A 4,375-nucleotide genomic window follows, 5' to 3' on the forward strand; every position below is an offset into this window, starting at 1 on the left:
CGCACCGCCACCGTCGGCAGCGTCGTCTCGGCCGGCACCGAACTGTTCCGGATGGTCCGCCAGGGCCGGCTCGAATGGCGCGCCGAGGTCACCTCGTCCGAACTCGGACGCATCGTGGTCGGCACGCCGGCCGTGATCACCAGCGCCAGCGGCGCCCAGGTCAGCGGCAAGGTTCGCAGCATCGCACCGACGGTCGACCCGCAGACCCGCGCGGCGCTGGTCTATGTCGACATCCCGGACGTGCTGCAGAACACCGGCTTCAAGGCCGGCATGTTCGCGCGCGGCGATTTCCAGCTCGGCCGCACCAGCGCGCTGACCGTGCCGCAGGCCTCGGTGGTGCCGCGCGACGGCTTCAACTACCTGCTGCTGCTGCAACCTGACAACCGGGTCGCGCAGCTCAAGGTCGAGACCGGCCGCCGGGTCGGTGACCGGGTCGAGATCACGACCCCGCTGCCGGCCGATGCGCGCGTGGTGGTCCAGGGCGCGGGCTTCCTGAACGACGGCGACCTGGTGCGGGTGGTCGAGGCGCCGTCGGCCGGCGCCAAGCCCGCGATCGAAGCCGCAGCAAAGTGAAGTGAAGGAGCCGCCATGAACGTCTCGGCCTGGTCCATCCGCAACCCGATCCCGGCGGTGATGCTGTTCGTGCTGCTGACCTTCGCCGGTCTGCTGTCTTTCAACGCGATGAAGGTGCAGAACTTCCCCGACATCGACCTGCCGACCGTCACGGTCTCGGCCGCGCTGCCGGGCGCATCGCCCTCGCAGCTCGAGAACGACGTCGCGCGCAAGCTCGAGAACGCGATCGCCACCATCCAGGGCCTGAAGCACATCACGACCAAGGTGCAGGATGGTGCCGCCACGCTGATCATCGAGTTCCGACTCGAGAAGCCGGTGCAGGAGGCGGTCGACGACGTCCGCTCGGCGGTGCAGCGGGTGCGCGCCGACCTGCCGGCCGATGTTCGCGATCCGGTGGTCACCAAGCTCGACTTCGCGGCCCAGCCGGTGCTGGCCTTCACGATCGCATCCTCGAAGATGGACGGCGAGGCGCTGTCCTGGTTCGTCGACAACGACATCACCAAGAAGCTGCTGGCGCTGCCCGGCGTCGGCGCGGTGAACCGCGTCGGCGGCGTCACTCGCCAGGTGCATGTCGATCTCGATCCGGCCAAGCTGCAGGCGCTCGGCGCCACCGCGGCCGACATCTCGCGCCAGCTGCGCCTGGTGCAGACCGAGAGCGCGGGCGGCCGCACCGACGTCGGCGGCAGCGAGCAGCCGGTGCGCACGCTGGCCACGGTGCAGTCGGCCAACCAGCTCGATGCCATTCAGATCGCGCTGCAGGACGGCCGCCGCATCCGCCTCGACGAGGTGGCCCGCATTAGCGACACCATCGCCGAGCCGCGCGCCGCCGCGCTGCTCGACGGCAAGCCGGTGGTCGGCTTCGAGGTGGCGCGCAGCCGCGGCGCCAGCGAGGTCGAGGTCGGCGCCGCGATCCAGAAGGCGCTAGCCGAGATGCGCGCCCAGCGGCCCGACATCCAGCTCACCGAGGCCTTCAACTTCGTCGCCCCGGTCGAGGAGGAATACGAAGGCTCGCTGCACCTGCTCTACGAGGGCGCAATCCTGGCCGTGATCGTGGTCTGGCTGTTCCTGCGCGACTGGCGCGCCACCTTCATCTCGGCGGTGGCGCTGCCGATGTCAGTGATCCCGGCCTTCGCCGGCATGTACCTGCTGGGCTTCTCGATCAACGTGGTCTCGCTGCTGGCGCTGTCGCTGGTGGTCGGTATCCTGGTCGACGACGCGATTGTCGAGGTCGAGAACATCGTGCGCCACCTGCGCATGGGCAAGTCGCCGTACCAGGCGGCGATGGAAGCAGCCGACGAGATCGGGCTGGCGGTGATCGCCACCACCTTCACCTTGATCGCGGTGTTCCTGCCGACCGCCTTCATGAGCGGCGTGGCCGGCAAGTTCTTCAAGCAGTTCGGCTGGACCGCCGCGCTCGCGGTGTTCGCCTCGCTGGTGGTGGCGCGGATGCTGACGCCGATGATGGCGGCGTACATCCTGAAGCCGATCGTCGGCGCCGAGAAGGAGCCGCGCTGGCTCGTGATCTACATGCGGATGGCCGAGTGGTGCCTGAAGCACCGCTTCACGACCATGGTGCTGGCCACCCTGTTCTTCTTCGGCTCAGTGGCGATGATCCCGCTGCTCAAGACCGGCTTCATCCCGCCCGACGACAACTCGCAGACCCAGGTCTACCTGTCGCTGGCACCCGGCGCCACGCTGGCCCAGACCACCGCGGCGGCCGAGGAGACGCGCCGGCGCGTGATGGCGATCAACCACGTGCGCAGCGTCTACACCACGGTCGGCGGCGGCAGCGCGGGCGGCGACCCGTTCGCCAATTTCGGCACGCCCGAGACGCGCAAGGCCACGCTGACGATCCAGCTCGATTCGCGCGGCGACCGGCCGCGCAAGCAGGTGATCGAGAATCAGATCCGGGCCGCGCTCGAATCGCTGCCCGGCGTGCGCAGCACGGTCGGCCTCGGCGGCTCGGGCGAGAAATACATCCTGGCGCTGAGCGGCGACGACCCGGCCGCCTTGACAACCGCGGCCCGCGCGGTGGAGCGCGACCTGCGCACCATCCCGGGCCTCGGCAACATCACCTCCACCGCCAGCCTGATCCGGCCCGAGATCGCGGTCCGGCCCGACTTCGCGCGCGCCGCCGATCTCGGCGTCACGAGCTCGGCGATCGCCGAGACGCTGCGCGTCGCCACCCTCGGCGACTACGACCAGAACTTGCCCAAGCTCAACCTGGCACAGCGGCAGGTGCCGATCGTGGTCAAGCTGGAGGATTCTGCGCGCCAGAACCTCGCCCTGCTCGAACGTCTGGCGGTGCCCGGCACGCGCGGCCCGGTGATGCTGGGCCAGGTGGCCGCGCTCACGGTCGAGGGCGGCCCGGCCGTGATCGACCGCTACGACCGTACGCGCAACGTCAACTTCGAGATCGAGCTGTCGGGCGTCGGCCTCGGCGACGCCAAGGAGGCGGCCATGAACCTGCCCTCGATCCGCGGCCTGCCCCCGGGCGTGCGCGTGGCCGAGGTCGGCGACGCCGAGGTCATGACCGAGCTGTTCGCGAGCTTCGGCCTGGCGATGCTGACCGGCGTGCTGTGCATCTACATCGTGCTTGTGTTGCTGTTCAAGGACTTCCTGCATCCGATCACGATTCTTTGCGCGCTGCCGCTGGCGCTCGGCGGCGCCTTCGTCGGCCTGCTGATCGGCCAGAAGGCGCTGTCGATGCCCTCGCTGATCGGGCTCATCATGCTGATGGGCATCGCGACCAAGAACTCGATCCTGCTGGTGGAGTACGCGATCGTCGCCCGCCGTGACCGTGGTCTGTCGCGCTGGGACGCGCTGCGCGATGCCTGCCACAAGCGGGCCCGGCCGATCATCATGACCACGCTGGCGATGGGCGCCGGCATGCTGCCGATCGCGGTTGGACTCGGTACCGCCGACTCGAGCTTCCGCTCGCCGATGGCGATGGCGGTGATCGGCGGGCTGATCACTTCGACGGTGCTGAGCCTGCTGGTGGTGCCCGCGGTGTTCACCTATGTCGACGACGTCGAGGGCTGGATCCGGCGCACCGTGCGTCGCCTGCGCGGCAAGCCGGCGGCGCCCGAGGCGAAGCCGGACGCGGTTCACGGCGCGGGATAGACTCTCCTCCGTCCCCCCGACGGAGCCACACCATGACTCGATCCGTTTTCCGTGCCGCGATGTGCGGTGCGCTGCTGGCCACCGCGCTCGGCGCCGCCGCCCAGACGCCGACCGATCTGCAGCAGGCCCAGGAGCGCCATCAGCGGCAGCTCGCCGTCTGCAACAGCGGCAAGCTGCCCGCACCCGAGCGCGACGCCTGCGTACGCGACGCCGGTGCCGCGCTGGACCGCGCGCGCGGCGGCCCGCCCGCCAACGTGACCACGCGCACACCCGACCGCCGTGCCACGGTGGTCACGCCAGCCGGCGAGCCGGTGCCGGGCGCGACCGAGACGGTGCGCTCGCAGCGCTCGACCACCGTGGTGCCGGTCGACCCGCCGTCACGCTGAGAACCCACATAATCGCCCCCATGCCCGCTCTTCGCCGCGCCCGCCTCCTCGCCAGCTTCGTGCTGGCATGGTTCGCGCTGTCGCTCGGCGTCGCGGTGGCCGCCCCGCTGGTGCAGCCGAAGGCGATGGAAATCGTCTGCTCGGCCGCCGGCGCCAGCATGCTGGTGGTCCTGATCGACGACGGCGCCCAGGCACCCGCCGYCGGTCATCTCGACTGCCCGCTGTGCCTGCCCGCCGGGGCACCGCCGCCGGCGCTGCCGCTGGCCGCGCTGCCGACGGTGCAACCCCTGGGC

Annotated in this window: 4 protein-coding genes; all 4 read left to right on the forward strand. The window is 70.4% G+C overall.

The genetic code is table 11. The features are described 5' to 3' along the window. The coding region (locus tag AC1DY5_RS43880; RefSeq protein WP_478120687.1) for an efflux RND transporter periplasmic adaptor subunit at nt 1-573 on the forward strand (573 nt) is incomplete at its 5' end. Nucleotides 574-588: 15 nt separating this feature from the next. Further along, nucleotides 589-3,696 carry an efflux RND transporter permease subunit gene (locus AC1DY5_RS43885; RefSeq protein ID WP_478120688.1) on the forward strand — a complete coding sequence of 1,036 codons (3,108 nt, stop codon included), beginning with the start codon at nt 589-591 and terminating at the stop codon, nt 3,694-3,696. A gap of 32 nt (nt 3,697-3,728) precedes the next feature. Continuing rightward, nucleotides 3,729-4,082: a hypothetical protein gene (locus AC1DY5_RS43890; protein WP_478120689.1), complete on the forward strand. Its 354-nt coding sequence runs from the start codon at nt 3,729-3,731 to the stop codon at nt 4,080-4,082. A 20-nt stretch (nt 4,083-4,102) separates the two neighbouring features. Further along, the coding region (locus tag AC1DY5_RS43895) for a hypothetical protein (protein WP_478120690.1) at nt 4,103-4,375 on the forward strand (273 nt) is incomplete at its 3' end.

The organism is Variovorax sp. P4_D9, assembly GCF_056401695.1.